Source organism: Streptomyces roseirectus (assembly GCF_014489635.1).
GTDB classification, from domain to species: Bacteria; Actinomycetota; Actinomycetes; order Streptomycetales; family Streptomycetaceae; genus Streptomyces; species Streptomyces roseirectus.
In genome coordinates, this window is record NZ_CP060828.1 from 7800001 (window position 1) to 7819001 (window position 19001).

The following is a 19001-nucleotide window of genomic DNA, read 5'->3' on the forward strand; positions in this document are numbered from 1 at the left end:
TAGTCCAGCCCGGGCGGTGGTTGTCCCGGGGTAAGGGTGTAGGACGCAGGGTAGGCAAATCCGCCCTGCACGTAGTCTGAGACCTGATGCCGAGCCGATTGTGGTGAAGTGGATGATCCTATGCTGTCGAGAAAAGCCTCTAGCGAGTTTCATGGCGGCCCGTACCCTAAACCGACTCAGGTGGTCAGGTAGAGAATACCGAGGCGTTCGGGTGAACTATGGTTAAGGAACTCGGCAAAATGCCCCCGTAACTTCGGGAGAAGGGGGGCCATTCCTGGTGATCCGATTTACTCGGTGAGCTGGGGGTGGCCGCAGAGACCAGCGAGAAGCGACTGTTTACTAAAAACACAGGTCCGTGCGAAGCCGTAAGGCGATGTATACGGACTGACGCCTGCCCGGTGCTGGAACGTTAAGGGGACCGGTTAGTCAAGATTCGTCTTGGCGAAGCTGAGAACTTAAGCGCCAGTAAACGGCGGTGGTAACTATAACCATCCTAAGGTAGCGAAATTCCTTGTCGGGTAAGTTCCGACCTGCACGAATGGCGTAACGACTTCTCGACTGTCTCAACCATAGGCCCGGTGAAATTGCACTACGAGTAAAGATGCTCGTTTCGCGCAGCAGGACGGAAAGACCCCGGGACCTTTACTACAGTTTGATATTGGTGTTCGGTTCGGCTTGTGTAGGATAGCTGGGAGACTGTGAAGCAGGTACGCCAGTACTTGTGGAGTCGTCGTTGAAATACCAGTCTGGTCGTGCTGGATGTCTAACCTGGGTCCGTGATCCGGATCAGGGACAGTGTCTGATGGGTAGTTTAACTGGGGCGGTTGCCTCCTAAAGGGTAACGGAGGCGCCCAAAGGTTCCCTCAGCCTGGTTGGTAATCAGGTGTTGAGTGTAAGTGCACAAGGGAGCTTGACTGTGAGACCGACGGGTCGAGCAGGGACGAAAGTCGGGACTAGTGATCCGGCGGTGGCTTGTGGAAGCGCCGTCGCTCAACGGATAAAAGGTACCCCGGGGATAACAGGCTGATCTTCCCCAAGAGTCCATATCGACGGGATGGTTTGGCACCTCGATGTCGGCTCGTCGCATCCTGGGGCTGGAGTCGGTCCCAAGGGTTGGGCTGTTCGCCCATTAAAGCGGTACGCGAGCTGGGTTTAGAACGTCGTGAGACAGTTCGGTCCCTATCCGCTGTGCGCGTAGGAATATTGAGAAGGGCTGTCCCTAGTACGAGAGGACCGGGACGGACGAACCTCTGGTGTGCCAGTTGTTCTGCCAAGGGCATGGCTGGTTGGCTACGTTCGGGAGGGATAACCGCTGAAAGCATCTAAGCGGGAAGCCTGCTTCGAGATGAGTGTTCCCACCTCCTTGAGAGGGTAAGGCTCCCAGTAGACGACTGGGTTGATAGGCCAGATCTGGAAGCCCTGTAAGGGGTGGAGGTGACTGGTACTAATAGGCCGAGGGCTTGTCCTCAGTTGCTCGCGTCCACTGTGTTGGTTCTGAAACCATGAACAACCCCGTATGGCCACATGCGGTGCGGTTGATTGTTTCATAGTGTTTCGGTGGTTATAGCGTGAGGGAAACGCCCGGTTACATTCCGAACCCGGAAGCTAAGCCTCACAGCGCCGATGGTACTGCAGGGGGGACCCTGTGGGAGAGTAGGACGCCGCCGAACTCCTTTTAGAGCTCTGGCTCTTGGGCACACAAGCCCAAGAGCCAGAGCTTTTTTGCGTTGAGGTAGGGTCAGGGGGCATCGTTGGCTCATTTCCTACTGGAGGCCCCCGGGTGGAGGTCCAGGAGACCCGTGTCCAGACTGACCGGGTCCTCACCATCCCGAACATCCTCAGCATGGCCCGCCTCGTCGGCGTGCCGATCTTTCTGTGGTTGATTCTCAGGCCCGAGTTCGGGGGGCCGAAGAGTGACGGTTGGGCGTTTCTGGTGCTCGCGTTGAGCGGCATCAGCGACTATCTCGACGGCAAGCTGGCCCGTCGGTGGAACCAGATCAGCAGCCTCGGCCGGCTGCTCGATCCCGCGGCTGACCGGCTCTACATTCTCTCGACGCTCGTCGGCCTCACCTGGCGTGAGATTCTGCCGCTCTGGTTGACGGCTGTACTTCTTGCGCGAGAACTGGTTCTCCTGGTGATGGTGGGCATCCTCAGGCGGCACGGCTATCCGCCGCCGCAGGTGAACTTCCTGGGGAAGGCCGCGACCTTCAACTTGATGTACGCCTTCCCGCTGTTGTTGCTCAGTGACGGAAACGGCTGGCTCGCGTCACTCGCTGCGATTTTCGGATGGGCGTTCGCAGGGTGGGGTACAACGCTGTATTGGTGGGCAGGAGTCCTCTACGTGGTACAGGTCCGCCGCTTGGTCCGTGCGGACGCCATGGCCGACTGAGCCCGCCCGTCGGAGAGCGGTGGCTCGATGGCCCGCGGCGGAAAAGTGCGGGACAATCTGGACGGGTGAAGTCGGCTAGACCGTCGTCTCTTCAAGGAGGACGCTTCCGACATGAAGGCCGTCGTGATGGCCGGAGGCGAGGGCACACGCCTTCGCCCCATGACCTCAAGCATGCCCAAGCCGCTCCTGCCAGTGGCCAACAGGCCGATCATGGAGCACGTTCTGCGGCTGCTCAAAAGGCATGGTCTCAACGAGACCGTCGTTACTGTCCAGTTCCTGGCGTCACTGGTCAAGAACTACTTCGGTGACGGTGAAGAGCTCGGGATGGAGCTCAGCTATGCCAATGAGGAGAAGCCACTCGGTACCGCCGGAAGCGTCAAGAACGCCGAAGAGGCGTTGAAGGACGATGCTTTCCTCGTCATCTCCGGCGATGCGCTGACCGACTTCGACCTCACCGACCTCATCAGCTTCCACAAGGAGAAGGGGGCGCTGGTCACGGTCTGTCTGACCAGAGTCCCCAACCCGCTGGAATTCGGCATCACGATTGTCGACGAGGAGGGAAAGGTCGAGCGTTTCCTCGAAAAGCCGACCTGGGGGCAGGTCTTCTCCGACACGGTGAACACCGGCATCTATGTCATGGAGCCCGAGGTCTTCGACTATGTCGAGGCCGATGTGCCAGTGGACTGGTCCGGTGACGTCTTCCCGCAGCTGATGAAGGAGGGCAAGCCGGTTTACGGCTACATCGCCGAGGGCTACTGGGAGGACGTCGGCACGCACGAGAGCTATGTGAAGGCTCAGGCCGATGTACTCGAAGGCAAGGTCGACGTCGAGATCGACGGGTTCGAGATCTCGCCGGGTGTCTGGGTCGCCGAGGGCGCCGAGGTGCATCCGGACGCGGTGCTGCGGGGGCCGCTGTATATCGGGGACTACGCCAAGGTCGAGGCCGGCGCGGAAATCCGGGAGCACACGGTCGTCGGCTCGAATGTCGTCGTCAAGAGCGGGGCCTTTCTGCACAAGGCCGTTGTGCACGACAACGTGTATGTCGGGCAGCAGAGCAATCTGCGCGGGTGTGTGGTGGGGAAGAACACCGACATCATGCGGGCCGCGCGGATCGAGGACGGCGCGGTCATCGGGGACGAGTGTCTGATCGGCGAGGAGTCGATCGTCCAGGGGAACGTGCGGGTCTATCCGTTCAAGACGATCGAGGCCGGCGCGTTCGTCAACACCTCGGTGATCTGGGAGTCGCGCGGGCAGGCGCATCTCTTCGGGGCCCGGGGGGTGTCGGGGATCCTGAACGTCGAGATCACTCCCGAGCTGGCCGTGCGGCTGGCGGGCGCCTATGCGACGACGCTGAAGAAGGGGGCGACGGTCACCACGGCCCGTGATCACTCGCGCGGCGCGCGGGCGCTGAAGCGGGCGGTGATCTCGGCGTTGCAGGCCAGCGCCATCGACGTCCGGGACCTGGAGAACGTGCCGTTGCCTGTGGCGCGGCAGCAGACCGCGCGGGGGAGTGCGGGCGGGATCATGATCCGGACGTCTCCCGGGGTGCCGGACTCGGTGGACATCATGTTCTTCGACGGGCAGGGCGCGGATCTGTCGCAGGCGAGCCAGCGGAAGCTGGACCGGGTGTTCGCGCGGCAGGAGTACCGGCGGGCGTTCCCCGGGGAGATCGGGGACCTGCACTTCCCGGCGAGCGTGTTCGACTCGTACACCGGGTCGTTGCTGCGCAACGTCGACACGTCCGGGATCGCGGACTCCGGGCTGAAGGTCGTCGTGGACGCGTCGAACGGGAGCGCGGGGCTCGTGCTGCCCAGCCTGCTGGGGAAGCTCGGGGTGGACTCGCTGACCATCAACCCGGGGCTCGACGAGTCGCGGCCGACCGAGACGGGGGAGATGCGGCGCAGCGGGCTGGTGCGGCTCGGGGAGATCGTCGCGTCGTCGCGGGCGGCGTTCGGGGTGCGGTTCGACCCCGTCGGCGAGCGGCTGTCGCTGGTCGACGAGAAGGGGCGGATCATCGAGGACGACCGGGCGCTGCTGGTGATGCTCGACCTGGTGGCCGCCGAGCGGCGCAGCGGGCGGGTGGCGCTGCCGGTGACGACGACCAGGATCGCCGAGCAGGTGGCCGCCTACCACGGCACGCAGGTCGAGTGGACGACGACGTCACCGGACGACCTGACGCGGGTCGGGCGGGACGAGTCGACGATCTTCGGCGGGGACGGCAAGGGCGGTTTCATCGTCCCGGAGTTCAGCGGGGTGTTCGACGGGACGGCGGCGTTCGTACGACTGATCGGACTGGTGGCCCGGACTCAGCTGACGCTTAGTCAGATCGATGCGCGGATCCCGCGCGCGCACGTCCTGAAACGCGATGTGGCGACCCCGTGGGCCGTCAAGGGGCTCGTGATGCGCCGGGTCGTCGAAGAGGCCGGAGAGCGCTTCGTGGACACCACGGACGGCGTGCGGGTGGTGGAGACGGACGGGCGCTGGGTGATGGTGCTGCCCGACCCGGCCGAGGCCGTCACCCATCTGTGGGCCGAGGGGCCGGACGACGCCTCCGCGCAGGCCCTGCTGGACGAGTGGTCGTCGGTGGTGGACGGCGCCGGGCGCTGAGCGCCCGTGAGTTGAAACCGTCCCTCACGCGCGCGTGCCGGACAAGTGTCCCCAAGGGGGCCTGTCCGGCACGCCGGTGGGGCCGTTCGGAAGCAGCGCCCGCGACGTGCGACGATGTGCGGCATGCCGCAGCAGCCCCCCGTTCGGAGCACACCCGCGCGCGCGTCGCGTCCGGACGCCTCCATGTCGCTGCTCACCAACGTCATGGACCACAGCCTCGACGAGGGCTACGCCGAGGCCGCCGCGCGCAGGCGCGCTGAGGGAGCGGGCGGTCTGCCCAAGACGCTGCGGGCCAAACTGGGGCTCGCCGGAGGGCTGGTGCTCGCGGCGCTCGTCGTGACCGTGGGCGCGGCCCAGGCGCGCGTGTCGGCCCCCGTGGTGGCCAAGGAGCGCCAGGAGCTGATCGACCGGATCGACCGGGAGACCGAGGCGGCCGACAAGCTGGAGAAGACCGTCGACACCCTGCGGGACGACGTGAGCGCCCGGCAGCGGCAGGCCCTGGAGAACAGCGGCGGCAGCGGTCAGGCCGATCTGGTGGGCATCCTGTCGGGGGCCGTCGAGGTGCACGGGCCGGGCGTCAAGCTCGTCGTCGACGACGCCAAGGAGGCGACGTCGGGCGGCAACGGGAACCCGCGTGAGACGTCCGGTTTCTCGGACACCGGGCGGGTGCGCGACCGGGACATGCAGCGGGTCGTCAACGGTCTGTGGGAGTCCGGCGCGGAGGCCGTCTCCGTCAATGGGCAGCGGCTGACGGCGCTGTCGGCGATCAGGGCCGCGGGGGACGCGATACTGGTCGACAACAAACCGCTGGTGCCGCCGTACACGGTGCTCGCGGTGGGGGACGGGGACAAGCTGAGCACCCGGTTCCAGAACAGCGCCGACGGCCTGTACCTGAACGCGCTCCAGGAGAACTACGGCATTCGGACGGCCATCTCCACGGAGAAGGACCTGCGGTTGCCCGCGGCGCCGAGTGTGACCGTCCGAACCGCACAGCCGAGAAGTGAGAAAGGCACATCGTGATCGCCGTACTGGGCCTCGTCGTGGGAGTCGTGGCCGGCCTGTTGGTCCGGCCCGAGGTTCCGGCGGCCGTCGAGCCGTATCTGCCGATCGCCGTGGTGGCGGCGCTGGACGCCGTCTTCGGCGGGCTGCGGGCGATGCTGGACGGCATCTTCGACGACAAGGTCTTCGTGGTGTCGTTCCTGTCGAACGTGGTCGTCGCCGCGCTGATCGTGTTCCTGGGCGACAAGCTGGGAGTGGGCGCGCAGTTGTCGACGGGTGTCGTGGTGGTCCTGGGCATCCGGATCTTCTCGAACGCCGCGGCGATCCGCCGGCACGTCTTCCGGGCGTGACGCCGATGAGCGAGCAGGATCCGACGCCCGCGCGCGGGCTGCGCAGGGAGTTGCCGCAGGAGGTCGAGCAGGCGCCCGCGCGCGAGGCGGCCGAGCCGTCCGCCGGGCCGGAGCCGACGGGCCGTCAGCGGCTGGTGCAGGGGCTGTGGCCGCCGCGGGTGACGCGGGCCCAGCTGATCGTCGCCCTGCTGCTGTTCGGCCTCGGCTTCGGACTCGCCGTCCAGGTCGCCTCCAACAGCGACAGCGACAACGCGCTGCGCGGCGCGCGCCAGGAGGACCTGGTACGGATCCTCGATGAACTGGACGACCGCAGCCAGCGTCTTGAGGACGAGAAGACCGGGCTCGACAAGCAGCGTCAGGAGCTGGAGAACAGCTCCGACCAGGCCGAGGAGGCCCGGAAGCAGACGATCGAGAAGGAGAGGCAACTCGGCATCCTCGCGGGCACGGTGGCGGCCCAGGGGCCGGGTATCACGATGACCATCGACGACACGAAGGGGACGGTCGAGGCGGACATGCTGCTCGACGCGATCCAGGAGCTGCGCGCGGCCGGCGCGGAGGCGATCCAGGTGAACGGCGTACGCGTCGTCGCCGGGACGTACTTCACGGACGGCGACAACGGAGTGAGCGTGGACGGGAACCAGATCCGCACTCCGTATCGTTTCCAGGTCATCGGCAAGCCCGAGGATCTGGAACCGGCGCTCAACATCCCGGGAGGTGTGGTGCAGACCCTGGAGAAGGAGCAGGCCACCGTCACGGTGGAGCGATCCGACAAGATCGTCGTGGACGCCTTGCGGGCGGCGAAGCAGCCTGACTACGCTCGGTCGTCGTCCCGGTGAACCGGGGGTGCATGGGGGCCGTCCGGCAGGGGCATGAGGTTGCGGGGGGTCGGCGCACCGATCGGGTGGTCGGTGGTGGAAACTGTCTGGTGGATACGGACGTTGTGAAGGTGTCCGGGTCGGCCGGTCTATTGAGTCAGGGTTCGTCCTGCCCCACGGGCGGGTCTGTTTCGGTCAAGGGGAATCGCCCGTGAAGTTGTTTGCGAAGTTGTTCGGCAAGAGCGCGCGAGGAGAGGGCGGCGAGAACGCCACCGCCCGCCATCGCGCACAGCCAGGTGACGAAGGCCAGCGTCCGCTGTTCCGTGACCAGGTGGCTGGGGGTGACATTCCGGGTGGTCAGGGCGCGGCGTCTGTTGACCCTGCGCAGTCCGGCGACATAGGTTTCGGGCAACCGTCAACCTCAAGTGCGGGTGGAGGGTTTTCCCCTATGTCGGCCCTGGTGTGTTCGAGGTGCGGTAACCGCAACGCGGAGAACAGCCGCTTCTGTTCCAACTGCGGCGCTCCGCTGCGTCCGGGCGTGACACCCGAGCGCGCGTCGGAGACGACCTCCACCATCTCCATCTCCGGCCTTGAGGCGTACGACTCCGAGGTCACCGGTCAAACAGCGCTGCCGGCGCTGTCGCCCGAGGCGCAGGCCGCGGTCGAGGCACTGCCGCTGGGCTCGGCCCTGCTGGTGGTGCGCCGGGGCCCCAACTCGGGCAGCCGCTTCCTCCTGGACGGCGACCTGACGACGGCCGGCCGTCACCCGCAGAGCGACATCTTCCTGGACGACGTGACGGTCTCGCGCCGCCACGTGGAGTTCCGGCGCAATGCGGACGGCACCTTCAAGGTCGCCGACGTCGGCAGTCTGAACGGCACCTACGTCAACCGCGAGCGGATCGACGAGGTCGCGCTGAACAACGGCGACGAGGTGCAGATCGGCAAGTACCGCCTGGTCTTCTACGCGAGCCAGCGCGGTTACTGACCCGCCCCGGACTCGTCCGGGGATTTCCCAGGGAAGGTCCATGCTGAGAACACCGAGGGGCGGTGCCGGAGACGGCACCGCCGCCACGGAGGCCGGGCCGATGAGCATCGGTGCCGTGCTGAACGTGCTGCGGGACGAATTCCCCGAAGTCACCGTCTCCAAGATCCGCTTCCTGGAGTCGGAAGGGCTCGTCGAGCCCCAGCGGACCCCCTCCGGGTACCGCAAGTTCAGTCCGCAGGACGTCGAGCGCCTGGCTCGCATCCTGCGGCTCCAGCGGGACCACTACCTGCCGCTCAAGGTCATCAGGGAGCACCTGGAGGCCTTGGAGCGCGGCGAGGCCGTGCCGCTGCCGACCGTGGGCAGGCAGCGGGACGGGGAACCGGTTCCCGACCCCTCCGACGCGCCGACTGTCGCCCGTATCGGCCGGGCCGAGCTGCTGGCCGCCGCCGGGATCGACGAGCGGGAGCTGGCCGAGTGGGAGTCCTACGGCCTCGTCGCCCCTCTGGAGGAGGGCGTGTACGACGCCGAGGCGGTCACCGTGGCCGAGTTGGTCCTCGAACTCGGGCGGTTCGGGATCGAGCCGCGCCACCTTCGGGTGATGAAGGCGGCGGCCGACCGGGAGGCCGGGCTCGTCGATCAGGTGGTCGCTCCGCTGCGGCGCCACCGCAACCCCCAGACGCGGGTCCACGCGGAGGCCCGTACCAAGGAGCTCGCCGGGCTCACCGTCCGGCTGCACTCCGCGCTGGTGCAGACCGCGCTCGGGGTGCGGCTGCCCTGACACGGGCGTTCGCCCTGGGCGGATCGGCCGTCAGGCAGGGGCCCGACTACCCAAACGTCCCGGGCACGGCCTAGGGTTGCTGTGTGAACGAGCTCGATGTCGTAGGTGTCCGGGTCGAAATGCCCTCCAACCAACCGATCGTGCTCCTGCGTGAAGTGGGAGGCGACCGCTACCTCCCCATCTGGATCGGGCCGGGGGAGGCGACGGCGATCGCCTTCGCGCAGCAGGGCATGGCTCCCGCCCGGCCGCTGACCCACGACCTGTTCAAGGACGTGCTGGAGGCCGTCGGCCAGGAGCTGACCGAAGTGCGCATCACCGACCTCAGGGAGGGCGTGTTCTACGCCGAGCTGGTCTTCGCCAGCGGTGTCGAGGTCAGCGCCCGCCCGTCCGACGCCATAGCGCTCGCCCTGCGCACCGGTACGCCGATCTTCGGCAGCGACACGGTGCTCGACGACGCGGGCATCGCCATCCCGGACGAGCAGGAGGACGAGGTGGAGAAGTTCCGCGAGTTCCTCGACCAGATCTCGCCCGAGGACTTCGGCACCAGCAACCAGTGATCGGCACGCCGGACACCCGCCGGTTTCGAAGGTGTCTCGGTTCGGCAATTGCCAGCGGCCAGTGAGAGCGTCCTACGGGATCGGCTCAGCGCATTCGGCTAGCCTTTCCCCGCGGTGGGGTACGGGAAACCACTCCCAGGGTGATTATCACTCGGCGTGCCGAGTGTGGCGATCGTTGACGCACCCCTGGTGACTGCCTACCGTCGAGAAGGCAGGTCAAGGACGGAGGTCGGCGTGAGAAGCAGCGGCGACGGTACGGCTGGGGGTGCCCCCGAACGAGGGTTCGGGGGGAGTGGCCCGTACCGGCTTCACGGCAGCGCGGCCGACCACGCTCCGCAGCGCCCGGCGGTGGTGCCGGGCAGCAGCAAGGGGGCGGTGACGATGGCGTCCGAGGAGATCGGCTACCGGGGCCCGACGGCCTGTGCGGCGGCCGGCATCACGTATCGGCAACTGGACTACTGGGCCCGGACCGGGCTCGTCGAGCCCAGTGTGCGGCCCGCCTACGGGTCGGGGACCCAGCGTCTTTACAGCTTCCGGGACGTCGTCGTCCTGAAGATCGTGAAGCGCTTCCTCGACACCGGTGTGTCGCTGCAGAACATTCGCGGCGCGGTGCGGCATCTGAGGGACAGCGGGTTCCGTGATCTGGAGCGGATGACGCTGATGAGCGACGGCGCGACGGTGTACGAGTGCACCTCGCCGGACGAGGTCCACGCGCTGCTCCAGGGCGGGCAGGGGGTCTTCGGGATCGCCGTGGGCGTCGTGTGGCGGGACGTGGAGAGCGCGTTGTCCGAGCTGCACGGCGAGCGGGTCGACACCGGCGAGACGCTGATCGGGCACAACCCGACGGACGAGCTGGCGAGACGGCGGCATCGGGCGGTCTGAGGCGGTCTGAGGCACGCTGGGGCGGGTGTTTCGGGGTGTGCCGTCCGGGCCGTTGTCAGTGGCGTGGTGCAGCATCGGAGATGTGAGAAACGCGCCGACGGTCCTGCACCTCGACATGGACGCCTTCTTCGCCTCGGTGGAGCAGGCGGCCAAGCCGAGTCTGCGCGGGAAGGCCGTCGTGGTGGGCGGGCTCGGGCCGCGCGGGGTGGTGGCCACCGCGTCGTACGAGGCGCGGGTGTTCGGGGTGCACTCGGCGATGCCCATGGCACAGGCGCGCAGGCTGGCACCCAACGCCGCGTACCTCACACCGCGCTTCGGGGTCTACCGGGCGATCAGCGAGCAGGTGATGGGGCTGCTGCGGGCCCTGTCGCCGCTGGTGGAGCCGCTGAGCCTGGACGAGGCATTTGTGGACCTGGAGGCCGAGGGGGCGGCTTGGGACCGGGCGTCGGCCGAGGCGACGGGCAGCAGGCTGCGGGCGGACATACGGGCGGTCACGGGGCTGACCGGGTCGGTGGGGCTCGCCGCGTCCAAGATGCTCGCGAAGATCGCCTCCGAACGCGCCAAGCCGGACGGCCTGGTCCTGATCGAGCCGGGCACCGAGCGGGCGCTGCTCGGGCCGATGACGGTGCGCACGCTCCCCGGGGTCGGGCCGGCCACCGGGGACCACCTGCGGCGGGCCGGGATCACCACGGTCGACGAGATCGTCGAGGCCGGTGAGGACGAACTCGTCCGGCTGCTCGGCAAGGCGCACGGACACGGGCTGTACGCGATGGCGCTGGCGCGCGACGAGCGGCCCGTGGTGGCCGAGCGGGAGACCAAGTCGGTGTCCGTGGAGGACACCTACGACGTCGACATCCATGACCGGCTGCGGGTCGGGTTCGAGGTGCGGCGGCTCGCGGACCGGTGTGTGAGCCGGCTGCGGGCGGCCGGGCTGTCGGGGCGGACGATCGTGCTGAAGGTGCGGCGCTACGACTTCTCGACGCTGACCCGGTCCGAGACGCTGCGCGGGCCCACGGACGACCCCGCGGTGGTGCGGGAGGCGGCGGCGCGGCTGCTGGAGTCCGTGGACACCACGGGCGGGGTGCGGCTGCTGGGCGTCGGTGTGTCGGGGCTGGCGGACTTCACGCAGGAGGACCTGTTCGCGCAGGCCGCGGAGGAGATACGGGACGAGGAGGAGGTCGTGGAGGCGCCCGGGGAGGAGCCGGCCGACGTGGTGCCCGCCGAGCACCGGTGGCGGCCGGGGCAGGACGTGCGGCACGCCGAGTTCGGGCACGGGTGGGTGCAGGGCAGCGGGGTCGGGCGGGTGACCGTACGGTTCGAGACACCGGCGGACACCGTGCCGGGGCGGGTGCGGACGTTCCGGGTGGACGATGCCGGACTGGAGCCGGCGGAGGCGCTGCCGCTGGTGCCGGGGGAGGCGTGTGTCCAGGGCCTGTGCGGTACGTGAGCCTGAGAGATTCCGGAGCCTGGGCCTGGGGCGGGGGCTGGTGTTCAGGGGGTCGGGTCGTCGCCCGCGATGGTGCCGAAGTCGCGGTCCTCCGGTGGGGTGGGGGCGACGGTGTCCATGCCGTAGTGGTGGTAGAGCTGGAGTTCCTGGGCGGGGGAGAGGTGGCGGCCGACGCCGAAGTCGGGGGCGTCCTTGATGAGGGCGCGGTCGTAGGGGACGTGGAGGGTGCCTTCGACGAGTTCGCTGGTCTCCAGGGGGACGAAGGCGTCGCGGGTGAAGATGCCGGTCCTTATCGCGGCCCACTCGGGGACGCCGGTCGCGTCGTCGAGGTAGACCTCGTCGATCGTGCCGATCTTCGCGCCGTTGCGGTCGTACGCCTTGCGGCCGATCAGGTGGCGCGGATCGATGTCGGTCTGCACGGGCCCTCCAGTGGTCGCAAGTCGGCTGAGATTCGTCGTAAGGACTACAAAAGAACAGAACTGGTCGCGGGGCCACTCGAAGAAGGCGCCGTTGACCTCGCTGGTAGGCTGGAAATGGCTGTCGACCCTGTGCGGGAGAGTCCTCCGGAACATCGGGGGCGCCGAAGGAGCAACTCCTCCCCGGAATCTCTCAGGCTCACGTACCGCATGGACGAGGTCACTCTGGAAAGCAGAGCGGGTGTCGACGGCGTCCGCTCTCACCGACGGTGAAAGCCGGGCGCTCTCGGGCGGCCGGTGAAGCTCTCAGGTTGAGATGACAGAGGGGGAGGCCGTCCGGGCACCCCACAGCCGTGGTGCCCCCGAAGGTCGTCTTGGACCAGGAGGCCCCCCATGACAGCCCCCCGTACGCCGCTCCACGTCCTGGAACAGGGCGTTCCCTTCGAACAGCGCCATATCGGGCCCGACCGGGAGGCCCAGGACAAGATGCTCGCGCAGGTCGGCTACGGCTCGCTGGACGAGCTGACCGCCGCCGCCGTGCCGGACGCCATCAAGAACGTCGCCGCGCTCGCGCTGCCCGGGGCGCGGACCGAGGCCGAGGTGCTGGCCGAGCTGCGGGAGCTGGCCGGCCGCAACCAGGTGCTCGGATCGATGATCGGGCTCGGGTACCACGGGACGTTCACGCCGCCCGTGATCCTGCGCAACGTGATGGAGAACCCGGCCTGGTACACCGCGTACACGCCGTACCAGCCGGAGATCTCTCAAGGGCGGCTCGAAGCGCTGCTCAACTTCCAGACGATGGTGGCCGACCTGACCGGGCTGCCGACGTCCGGGGCCTCGCTGCTCGACGAGGGCACCGCCGCCGCCGAGGCGATGGCGCTGTCGCTGCGGATGGGCAAGAACAAGAAGGGGCTCTTCCTCGTCGACGCGGACGCGCTCCCGCAGACCGTCGCCGTGATCCGGACGCGGGCCGAGCCGACGGGTGTCGAGGTCGTCGTCGCCGATCTCGGCGAGGGGATTCCGGCCGAGGTCGCCGGGCGGGAGATCAACGGGGTGCTGGTCCAGTACCCGGGCGCCTCCGGCGTCGTCCGCGATCTCAAGCCGCTGATCGAACAGGCGCATGAGCTGGGCGCGTTGGTCACCGTGGCCGCCGATCTGCTCGCGTTGACGTTGCTGACGTCGCCCGGGGAGCTGGGGGCGGACATCGCCGTCGGGACCACGCAGCGGTTCGGGGTGCCGATGGGGTTCGGGGGGCCGCACGCCGGATACATGGCCGTGCACGAGAAGTTCGCGCGGAGTCTGCCCGGACGGCTCGTCGGGGTGTCCGTCGACGTGGACGGGAACCGGGCGTACCGGCTGGCGCTCCAGACGCGTGAGCAGCACATCCGGCGGGAGAAGGCGACCAGCAACATCTGTACGGCGCAGGTGCTGCTCGCGGTGATGGCCGGGATGTACGCCGTCTACCACGGGCCCGAGGGGCTGCGGCAGATCGCCTGGAAGACGCACCGGTACGCCACCGTCCTCGCGGAGGGGCTGCGCGGCGGGGGCGTCGAGATCGTCCACCGTTCCTACTTCGACACGGTGCTGGTGCGGGTGCCCGGGGACGCGGCTCGGGTTGTCGACGTCGCTCGGGACGGTGGGGTGAACCTGCGGCTCGTCGACGGTGACCATGTGTCCATCGCCTGCGACGAGACCACCACGCGGGAGCAACTGGCCGTCGTGTGGCGGGCGTTCGGGGTCGACGGGGACGTGGACGCGCTCGACGCGGGCGCCGGGGAGGTGCTGGGCGACGAGGTGCTGCGGCGGGACGAGATCCTGACGCACCCCGTGTTCCACCAGCACCGGTCCGAGACCGCGATGCTGCGGTACCTGCGCAAGCTCGCCGACCGGGACTACGCGCTCGACCGGGGGATGATTCCGCTCGGGTCGTGCACGATGAAGCTCAACGCGACGACCGAGATGGAGCCGGTGACCTGGCCCGAGTTCGGGCAGCTGCACCCCTTCGCGCCGATCGAGCAGGCCGGCGGGTACCTCACGCTCATCCGGGAGCTGGAGGAGCGGCTGGCCGAGGTCACCGGGTACGACAAGGTGTCGCTGCAGCCGAACGCCGGGTCGCAGGGGGAGTTGGCGGGGCTGCTCGCCGTCCGGGCGTACCACCGGGCCAACGGGGACCTCCAGCGGACCGTGTGTCTGATTCCGTCGTCGGCGCACGGGACCAACGCGGCGAGCGCGGTGATGGCCGGGATGAAGGTCGTCGTCGTCAAGACCTCCGAGGACGGGGAGGTCGACGTCGAGGATCTGCGGGGGAAGATCGGGCAGTACCGGGACGAGCTCGCGGTGCTGATGATCACGTATCCGTCGACGCACGGGGTGTTCGAGGAGCACGTGGGGGAGATCTGCGGGCTGGTGCACGAGGCCGGCGGGCAGGTCTACGTCGACGGGGCGAATCTGAACGCGCTCGTCGGGCTGGCCAAGCCCGGTCACTTCGGCGGGGACGTGTCGCACCTGAACCTGCACAAGACGTTCTGCATTCCGCACGGCGGGGGTGGGCCGGGGGTCGGGCCCGTGGCCGTGCGGGCCCATCTCGCGCCCTATCTGCCCAACCACCCCTTGCAGAGCGAGGCCGGGCCGGACACCGGCGTCGGGCCGGTCTCCGCGGCGCCCTGGGGGTCCGCCGGGATCCTGCCGATCTCCTGGGCCTATGTGCGGCTCATGGGCGGGGACGGGCTCAAGCGGGCCACCCAGGTCGCGGTGCTCTCCGCGAACTACGTCGCCAAGCGGCTTGAGCCGCACTACCCCGTGCTCTACACCGGGCCCGGGGGGCTTGTCGCGCACGAGTGCATCATCGATCTCCGGCCGCTGACCAAGGCGACAGGGGTGAGTGTGGACGATGTGGCCAAGCGGCTCATCGACTACGGGTTCCACGCGCCGACCATGTCGTTCCCGGTGGCCGGGACGCTCATGATCGAGCCGACCGAGTCTGAGGATCTTGCCGAGCTGGATCGGTTCTGTGCGGCGATGATCGCTATTCGGGGGGAGATCGAGAAGGTCGGGAACGGGGAGTGGAGTGGGGATGACAATCCGTTGCGCAATGCTCCGCATACGGCTGCCGCGGTGAGTGGGGAGTGGGAGCACGGCTATTCTCGGGAGACGGCTGTGTTTCCCGGTGGGGGGTCTGTCGCCGATAAGTACTGGCCGCCGGTTCGGCGGATCGACCAGGCGTTCGGGGACCGGAATCTGGTGTGTTCGTGCCCGCCGTTGGAGGCTTACGAGGCGTGAATGAGTGAGGGGCTTCTTGCTCCTGGGCCCTTTCCCTTCGGGGGAGGGGCCCTTTCCTTTTTCTATGCCGGGTAGGCGTGTGTCTGGGTTGCCTTCAGTGAGGCCCAGAGTTCGGTGCCGGGGTGGAGGTTCAGTTCTGCGGCGGCTGCTGTGGTCAGGTCGGCTGTCAGGGGGAGGTCGCCTTTCAGGTCGGCTCTGATCTGGTCGCCGTGGGATTCCATGCCGGCTACCTCGCAGTGCCAGAGGTTTCGGGCGCTGGAGGATTCCGGGCGGGTGCGGTGGAGGGTTACCGCGGAAGGGGGGAATGCTACGAATGTCTCGCCGGTGAGGTGTTCTGCCGTGGTGATTTTCTGGCCTGTGGAGAGGGTTACCTCTGTGCCGGTCGACTTTCCTCTGTAGAGGTTCAGGCCCACTAGTTGGGCTATGTACTCGGTTCTGGGGTGGCGGGCTATTTCTGTGGGGGTGCCCTCCTGGACCGTGCGGCCCTGTTCTATGACCACCAGGCGGTCGGCCAGGACCATCGCGTCCAGGGGGTCGTGGGTGACGATGATGGCCACGGCTTCGAACTCTGCCAAGTGGTGGCGGAGTTGGGCTCTTGTCTCCAGGCGGGTTCTCGCGTCCAGGGCCGCCAGGGGTTCGTCCAGGAGGAGTAGGCGGGGGTTGGTGGCCAGGGCTCTTGCCAGGGCTACGCGTTGGGCTTGGCCGCCGGAGAGGTGGCGGGGTTTCTTGTCGGCGTGGGCCGACAGGTTCATGCGGGTCAGCCAGGATTTCGCGGTGGCTCTGGATTGTTGTTTCGTCGCGCCTTGGCATCTTGGGCCGAAGGCGATGTTGTCCAGGGCGGTGAGGTGGGGGAAGAGGAGGTAGTCCTGGAATACGACGCCTACCGGGCGGGATTCCGGGGGGATGTTTTCGAGGGGGTGGCCGTCCAGGTGGAGGTGGCCGGTGGTGAGGGGGAGCAGGCCGGCGAGGGCTCTCAGGGCGGTGGTTTTGCCTGCGCCGTTGGGGCCTAGGAGGGCCAGTACTTCGCCGGGGGTGGCTTTGAGGGTGATGTCCAGGTGGAAGGTTGGGGGGTGGTGGACTGTCAGGTGGGCGTTCAGGCCGGGGTGGGTGGGCATGGGGTCCTGTGTGCGGGTTGGGGGTGGCCGGGGGTTTCCCACCCGCCCACCCGTGCGGGTTTTGTTGTCGGGTGCGGGTTTTACTTGTGGGGGGTTCGGTTGAGTGGCGGGTGCGGTTTTGTTGTGGCTAGGCGCGCAGTTCCCCGCGCCCCTGGGCGGCGATGGTGGTGCGTTTGTTTTTATGTGCCCTGCGTTTAGTTTGTTGCCGTCAGCCAGTTCTCCCTCAGGGCCGCCAGGACTGCTATGGAGACTGCCAGTAGGACCAGGCTCAGGGCCATTGCTGATTCTGGGTTGTTCTGCAAGGCCAGGTAGACGGCCAACGGCATTGTTTGGGTTTTGCCTGGGAAGTTGCCTGCGAAAGTTATCGTTGCGCCGAATTCGCCCAGGGCTCTTGCCCAGGCGAGGACCGCGCCGGCGGCTATTCCGGGGGCGATCAGGGGGAGGGTGATGCGGCGGAAGGCGGTGAAGCGGGTGGCGCCGAGGGTGGCTGCCGCTTCTTCGTAGCGGGGGTCGGCGGCTCGGAGGGTGCCTTCGACGCTGATGATCAGGAAGGGCATGGCTACGAAGGATTCGGCGAGGATGACGCCGGTGGTGGTGAAGGGGAGGGTGAGGCCGAACCACTGGTCCAGCCACTTGCCGACGATGCCGTTGCGACCCAGGGCCATGAGCAGGGCCACGCCGCCCACCACCGGGGGGAGGACCAGGGGGAGGGTGACCAGGGCTCTCAGGAGGGCGCGGCCGGGGAAGTCGACTCGGGCCAGGAGCCAGGCCAGGGGGACGCCCAGGAGGAGGCTCACGGCGGTGGCGGCCGTGGCGCAGAGGAGGGAGAGGCGGAGGGCGTCCCAGACCTCGGGGGTGGTGAGGAGGGCGGGGAGGCTGCGCCAGGGGGTGCGGACGAGGAGGGCGAGGAGGGGGAGGAGGAGGAAGGCCAGGCCGAGGAGGGCCGGGGTGAGGAGGGGGAGGGGGACGGTGGCTCCCCGGCGGGGCTTCACTGGGGGTTCTCCCTGGGGTGTGGCGGGGTCACGGCTGGAGGAAGCCCGCTTCCGTCAGTGTCGTGCGGCCCTCGGCCGAGCGCACCAGCGCGATGAACGCCCGGGCCGCCGTCGCGTTGGGGGCGTCCTTGAGGAGGGCGATCGGGTAGTCGTTGACGGCCTGGGAGGACTCGGGGAAGTCGATGCCCTGGACCTTGTCGCCGGCGGCGTGGACGTCGGTCTTGTAGACGAGGGCCGCGTCCACCTCCTTCAGCTCGACCTTGGTGAGGGCGGACTTGACGTCCTGCTCGTAGGAGACGGGGGTGACCTTGACCCCCGTCGTCGTGAGGATCTTGTCCGCCGCAGCGCCGCACGGCACCGACTTGTCGCACAGGGCGACCTTGAGGCCGGGCTTGGTGAGGTCCTTGAGGGCGGTGATCTTCTCGGGGTTGCCCGGCAGCGTGGCGATCTCCAGCTGGTTGCGGGCGAAGGTGACCGGCGCGGACGCGTTGGCCTTCTTGCCGGTCACCAGCGCCATGGTCTTGGCGCTGGCCGCGGCGAAGACGTCGGCGGGGGCACCACCCGTGATGCTCGCGGCGAGGCTGTCGCTGCCGGCGAAGCTGAAGGCGACCTTGGTGCCGGGGTGGGCCTTCTCGAACTGCTCGCCGAGGGCCGTGAAGCTCTCCTTGAGGGAGGCGGCGGCGAAGACGGTGACGGTGCCGGAGAGCTTGCCGGAGGCCGAGGGCGCCGAGTCCGGCGACGAGCCCGAGGAGTCCGATGAGCACGCGCCCAGCGTCAGCAGGGCGGCTGCTCCCGCGCCGGTCACCTGGAGCAACCGGCGGGTGCGGGGCGCGGGACGGGTCATCACGGGGACTCCTCGGGGACGGTCTGACGGCCGTGATGATGATACTGCCGCATGTGCTAGGCGTACGCCCCTGTTCTCCTCGCGTGAGCTGGCTTGATATGGGTGAATGGCGCGCAGATGCGAGCCTGATGCTTACGTCGTCAGATCGACATGCACATTCGTCGACTTCACCCGCGCCGTCGCTTCCATCCCCACCTCAAGGCCCAGCTCCTCCACCGCCTCCCTGGTCAGCAGTGAGACCAGTCGGTGCGGGCCCGCCTGGATCTCGACCTGGGCCGCGACGTCGCCGAGTTTCACGGCCGTGACGATGCCGGAGAAGGCGTTGCGGGCGGAGGTGTGCGACGGGGTCTCGTCGCCGTCCGACCTCGCGAGTTCGACGGAGAACGCGGCGAGGTCCGTGCCGTCCACGAGGCGCCGGCCGGTGTCGTCGCGGTGCGTGGTGAACCGGCCGGCGTCGGCCCAGCGGCGTGCGGTGTCGGGGCTGACGCCGAGGAGGCGGGCGGCCTGGCCGATGGTGTAGGAGTGCATGGCGTCACGATAGGGGCC

At 68.1% G+C, this 19001-nt stretch carries 16 protein-coding genes, 2 rRNA genes and 1 riboswitch (1 of these 19 running past the window's edge); of the genes, 13 read left to right on the forward strand and 5 right to left on the reverse strand.

Annotated features, from left to right (window positions below):
- The 12 genes from IAG44_RS33630 to IAG44_RS33685 all read left to right on the forward strand — a co-directional run.
- Positions 1-1468, forward strand: a 23S ribosomal RNA gene (locus tag IAG44_RS33630); it begins 1654 nt to the left of the window's first position.
- A gap of 85 nt (positions 1469-1553) precedes the next feature.
- Positions 1554-1670: ribosomal RNA gene (gene rrf, locus IAG44_RS33635) — 5S ribosomal RNA — on the forward strand.
- 110 nt (positions 1671-1780) lie between these two features.
- Complete coding sequence (gene clsA, locus IAG44_RS33640; RefSeq protein WP_187750846.1) at positions 1781-2389, forward strand: cardiolipin synthase ClsA; 609 nt, start codon at positions 1781-1783, stop codon at positions 2387-2389.
- A 111-nt stretch (positions 2390-2500) separates the two neighbouring features.
- On the forward strand, positions 2501-4996 hold the full coding sequence (locus IAG44_RS33645) for a mannose-1-phosphate guanyltransferase (protein WP_187750847.1): 2496 nt from the start codon (positions 2501-2503) through the stop codon (positions 4994-4996).
- A gap of 123 nt (positions 4997-5119) precedes the next feature.
- The gene (locus IAG44_RS33650) at positions 5120-6016 is read left to right on the forward strand and encodes a DUF881 domain-containing protein (protein ID WP_246562226.1); all 897 of its coding nucleotides are present in this window, start codon (positions 5120-5122) and stop codon (positions 6014-6016) included.
- The gene (locus tag IAG44_RS33655) at positions 6013-6345 is read left to right on the forward strand and encodes a small basic family protein (protein WP_003977440.1); all 333 of its coding nucleotides are present in this window, start codon (positions 6013-6015) and stop codon (positions 6343-6345) included. Before IAG44_RS33650 ends, IAG44_RS33655 begins: the two co-directional genes overlap by 4 nt.
- Before the next feature lie 5 nt (positions 6346-6350).
- Positions 6351-7181, forward strand: a complete 831-nt coding sequence (locus IAG44_RS33660) for a DUF881 domain-containing protein (protein ID WP_187750848.1) — start codon at positions 6351-6353, stop codon at positions 7179-7181.
- 82 nt (positions 7182-7263) lie between these two features.
- Entirely contained in the window at positions 7264-8145 is an 882-nt protein-coding gene (locus tag IAG44_RS33665) for an FHA domain-containing protein (protein ID WP_187752951.1), read from the forward strand.
- 40 nt (positions 8146-8185) lie between these two features.
- Positions 8186-8923 (forward strand): transcriptional regulator FtsR, encoded by a 738-nt coding sequence (gene ftsR / locus IAG44_RS33670; RefSeq protein WP_187750849.1) that lies wholly within the window; start codon positions 8186-8188, stop codon positions 8921-8923.
- Between the two features lie 83 nt (positions 8924-9006).
- Positions 9007-9480: a bifunctional nuclease family protein gene (locus IAG44_RS33675; protein ID WP_055634823.1), complete on the forward strand. Its 474-nt coding sequence runs from the start codon at positions 9007-9009 to the stop codon at positions 9478-9480.
- A gap of 234 nt (positions 9481-9714) precedes the next feature.
- The gene (locus tag IAG44_RS33680) at positions 9715-10362 is read left to right on the forward strand and encodes a MerR family transcriptional regulator (RefSeq protein WP_187750850.1); all 648 of its coding nucleotides are present in this window, start codon (positions 9715-9717) and stop codon (positions 10360-10362) included.
- An 82-nt stretch (positions 10363-10444) separates the two neighbouring features.
- Positions 10445-11809 (forward strand): DNA polymerase IV, encoded by a 1365-nt coding sequence (locus tag IAG44_RS33685; protein ID WP_187750851.1) that lies wholly within the window; start codon positions 10445-10447, stop codon positions 11807-11809.
- A 44-nt stretch (positions 11810-11853) separates the two neighbouring features.
- On the opposite strand, the gene IAG44_RS33690 is transcribed toward IAG44_RS33685, so the two are convergent.
- Positions 11854-12228, reverse strand: a complete 375-nt coding sequence (locus IAG44_RS33690; protein WP_187750852.1) for a PRC-barrel domain-containing protein — start codon at positions 12226-12228, stop codon at positions 11854-11856.
- Between the two features lie 122 nt (positions 12229-12350).
- Positions 12351-12444, forward strand: a riboswitch (glycine riboswitch).
- Between the two features lie 174 nt (positions 12445-12618).
- Here IAG44_RS33690 and gcvP point away from each other — a divergent pair.
- Positions 12619-15504 (forward strand): aminomethyl-transferring glycine dehydrogenase, encoded by a 2886-nt coding sequence (gene gcvP / locus IAG44_RS33695; RefSeq protein WP_187750853.1) that lies wholly within the window; start codon positions 12619-12621, stop codon positions 15502-15504.
- Between the two features lie 62 nt (positions 15505-15566).
- On the opposite strand, the gene IAG44_RS33700 is transcribed toward gcvP, so the two are convergent.
- The 4 genes from IAG44_RS33700 to IAG44_RS33715 form a co-directional block, all read right to left on the reverse strand.
- Positions 15567-16619: an ABC transporter ATP-binding protein gene (locus IAG44_RS33700; RefSeq protein ID WP_187750854.1), complete on the reverse strand. Its 1053-nt coding sequence runs from the start codon at positions 16617-16619 to the stop codon at positions 15567-15569.
- 194 nt (positions 16620-16813) lie between these two features.
- Entirely contained in the window at positions 16814-17611 is a 798-nt protein-coding gene (gene modB / locus IAG44_RS33705) for a molybdate ABC transporter permease subunit (protein ID WP_187750855.1), read from the reverse strand.
- A gap of 28 nt (positions 17612-17639) precedes the next feature.
- Positions 17640-18455 (reverse strand): molybdate ABC transporter substrate-binding protein, encoded by an 816-nt coding sequence (modA, locus tag IAG44_RS33710; protein ID WP_187750856.1) that lies wholly within the window; start codon positions 18453-18455, stop codon positions 17640-17642.
- Positions 18456-18587: 132 nt separating this feature from the next.
- The gene (locus IAG44_RS33715; RefSeq protein ID WP_187750857.1) at positions 18588-18983 is read right to left on the reverse strand and encodes a TOBE domain-containing protein; all 396 of its coding nucleotides are present in this window, start codon (positions 18981-18983) and stop codon (positions 18588-18590) included.
- Positions 18984-19001: the final 18 nt, after the last annotated feature.